The 2,908-nt window shown below is 28.2% G+C and carries 4 protein-coding genes; all 4 read left to right on the forward strand.

Translation table 11 applies throughout. The annotated features are described in order from the left end of the window. Positions 1-1,317: VirD4-like conjugal transfer protein, CD1115 family (locus J7M87_RS04205; RefSeq protein ID WP_291648973.1), on the forward strand; the 1,317-nt coding region annotated here is incomplete at its 5' end. A gap of 17 nt (positions 1,318-1,334) precedes the next feature. After that, a complete protein-coding gene (locus tag J7M87_RS04210; RefSeq protein ID WP_291648975.1) occupies positions 1,335-1,538 on the forward strand; it encodes a hypothetical protein in 204 nt (67 codons plus the stop codon). Positions 1,539-1,570: 32 nt separating this feature from the next. After that, entirely contained in the window at positions 1,571-2,404 is an 834-nt protein-coding gene (locus J7M87_RS04215) for a VirB6/TrbL-like conjugal transfer protein, CD1112 family (RefSeq protein ID WP_291648977.1), read from the forward strand. A 12-nt stretch (positions 2,405-2,416) separates the two neighbouring features. Further along, positions 2,417-2,908, forward strand: a 492-nt coding sequence (locus tag J7M87_RS04220; protein ID WP_291648979.1) for a PrgI family protein, incomplete at its 3' end; no start/stop codon positions are given.

Consider the following 2,908-nt stretch of genomic DNA (forward strand, 5'->3'; position numbering starts at 1 on the left):
AAAACAAGATTTTTTGTTAAACCTAATTTAATGCAGTTACATACATCTTATGTAATAACTGATCCTAAAGGGACTTTGTTACCTGAATGTGGAAAGATGTTAGTAGATGCAGACTATAAGTTAAAGTATTTCAATACAATAGATTTTTCTAAATCTATGCACTATAACCCATTTGAATATATAAGAAAAGAAAAAGATATTTTAAAATTAGTAAACACAATAATATTAAATACTAGTGGAGAAGGTGAAAAATGCAAAGAGGACTTTTGGATAAAGGCTGAAAGATTGTTATATCAAGCTTTAGTAGGATATATATATTATGAATTACCCAAAGAAGATAGAAATTTTAGCACTTTACTGTATTTGTTAAATCAAATGGAAGCTAAAGAGGATAATGAAGAATTTAAAAATCCTATAGATATAATATTTGAAGATTTAGAAAGTAAAGATGAAGGTCATTTTGCAGTAAGACAATATAAAAAATATAAACAAGCTGCTGGTAAAACAGCTAAATCAATATTAATTAGTTGTGGTGCTAGGTTATCACCTTTTGATATTAAAGAGCTTAGAGAAATAACAGAGTATGATGAACTGGAACTAGATACTTTGGGAGATAACAAACAAGCTTTATTTATTATTATAGATGATACAGATAGTACCTTTAATTTTTTAGTTGCTATTTTATATACTCAAATGTTTAATGTCCTATGTAATAAAGCAGATAACGAGTATAAAGGAAGATTACCAGTTCATGTTAGATGTCTTTTAGATGAGTTTGCTAATATAGGTCAAATTCCTTCATTTGAAAAATTAATAGCAACTGTAAGAAGTAGGGAAATATCAGTAGTCCCTATAGTACAAAATATGGCTCAAATAAAAGGCTTGTATAAAGAGCAAGCAGGAACTATTGTAGGTAACTGTGATACAACTCTATTCTTAGGAAGTGGAGAAGAAGAAACACAAAAATCTATATCAGCTAGAGTTGGTAAAACAACCATAGATCATACTGCAATAAATATAAGTAAAGGTCAATCAGGAAGTTTATCATTAAATAATCAAATTATAGCAAGGGACTTAATAACGCCAGCAGAAGTTGGACTATTAAAAACTGATGAATGTTTACTTTTTATAAGGGGAGTAAAGCCTTTTAAATCAAAGAAATTTAAAATAGAAAAGCATAAAAGGTATAAGGAATTAGCTGATTATAGTGAAAATAATAGATATGATGTTTTGAAAGAAAAAAATAAAGATATTTTAGATGAAAAAACTGAAATTAAAGAGATTGAATTAACAGAAGAAATAAATAATTTAATATAAGAAAAGGAGAAATGAAAATGGATATAATGAATCTAGTTTTAGACATAATAATTAAGTTCTGTACTATAGGTGGAGGACTTTGGTGTGTTTGGGGAGTAATTGTTTTGGCGTGTGCATTAAAAGATAAAAATGGTCCAGCTTTACAAGGTGGAATATGGCAAATAGTAGGTGGAGGAATGATAATTGTGGCAGCACAATTATTTTCATCTGTTGTTGGCTAAAAAAATTAAAGTATATTTTATAGGAGGATATTATGGAAGAATGGATTGTAAACACGATAATAAACATGATTACAAATGTTACATCTGTTGGGAGTGATTTAATAAAAACTCCTGATGAATTTAACGCCACAATCTATAACGGGATTTTAAATATTCAAAAAAATATAATAACTCCAATAGCATTAGTAGTTCTAGCAATATTTTTATTGCTAGAATTACAAAGTATAACCACAAGAACAGACACTATGGGTGAGAGGGGATTTGAAATCCCCTTTAAAATAATGATTAAGTTTATAATATGTAAAACAGCATTAGATATGACACCTTTAATTTTATCAGCAATATTCAATGTATCACAAGAAATTATTGTGGGGATAAATGGAATATTTTCAGGGAGTGGAGGACTTGATATTGGAAGTGCTAGAGAAACAATAGAGCAGATGGTTAATAATGCAGATTTTTTAGAAAAAGTCTTAATTATGATAAATGTAGTTATAATAAATACCATTTCATTTATTAGCAATATATTAATAACTGCAATAATATATGGAAGAATGATAGAAATGTATGTCTTTATAGGAATAGCACCATTACCAATGGCTACTATACCTAATGCAGAGCAGAGTTCAATAGCAAAAAACTTTTTAAAATCTTTTACGGCGGTATCTATACAGGGAGTTTTAATGTGCATTTCAATTGCTATAATGGGGATTTTATTTAGTGGAATAGTAACTATAGATCCTTCTAATATAGATTCAACAAACTTATTGAGTTTATTATGGGAGTGTACTGGATATTCAATTATAACAGTATTTGCATTATTAAGTAGTGGTAAATGGGCTAAGTCTATTTGTAATGCGATGTAAGGAGGAATTAGAATGTCGGTAGAAGTAAGAATACCTAAAGAAATAACAGAATATCAGGAAAAGATAATGTTTGGGTTGAGCATTAGACAGTTGGTATGTACAGTTATTGCAATAGTTATAAGTGTACCAAGTTATATTTTTTTAATGAATAAAATAGGGCAAGAATTAACTGGATATATAGTAATGATAGAAGTTGTGCCATTTATAGCAATAGGTTATTTAAAACCTAAAGGTTTAAAATTTGAGAAAGTTTTAGTAATGTTTTTAAAACATCAATTTGGAAAATCAAGGAGGAATTATAAGACAGTAGTTCAAGTTGATTTATTGGAAGGAGGAAATGAAAATGATATTAAGAAAAAATCAAACAAAAAGCCAATTAGAAGAAAGGTTGAAGAAGAAAGAGAATATAAGGGCTTTGAACCAAGCAAGAAAGATAGAGAAAGAAAATTCAAAGAAATTAAAAAACAAATTAAAGGGGCAAAACGAAATTTCAGACAAAGAAAG

The organism is Clostridium sp. (assembly GCF_017888565.1).
GTDB lineage: Bacteria > Bacillota > Clostridia > Clostridiales > Clostridiaceae > Clostridium.